Annotated in this window: 1 protein-coding gene; it reads right to left on the reverse strand. The window is 46.0% G+C overall.

What is annotated here, in order from left to right; all coding sequences use genetic code 11:
• The coding region (locus J7R05_RS08975; RefSeq protein WP_208541937.1) for a disulfide bond formation protein B at positions 1 to 385 on the reverse strand (385 nt) is incomplete at both ends.

Below are 385 nucleotides of genomic sequence, written 5' to 3' on the forward strand. Positions count from 1 at the left end.
ACGCACTGGTGCTTGAGCACAAGAGGGAGATGCTGGAGGCTTTTCAAGTGAAGTACAAAGTTGGTCTACGTTTGTTGTGAGAGTTATTGTATTTAAGCTGCAGTGGGCTGGTGCTGGCCAAAAGTGATATTCAACAACGGTATGATAGATTGCAAGCCCAAGGCTTGTTGCCATGAGCACAAAAACGCATATAAATAAAAACAGTACTAGAGAAGACAGGCAAGAAACCCATGCTAAAAAGCCTGCTAAGATGAAAAGCGGGAGAGCACCGTAATAGGGCAGGCGCTCAAGCAGGCATAAGTGGCATGGAAGATAACCACCGATCATTTCAAAGCATAGTGCGATACCCAGTGTGGTGGCAAGGCAAAGGGTTAGAAAAAAGGCC

Source organism: Bartonella capreoli (assembly GCF_902813205.1).
Lineage (GTDB): Bacteria > Pseudomonadota > Alphaproteobacteria > Rhizobiales > Rhizobiaceae > Bartonella > Bartonella schoenbuchensis.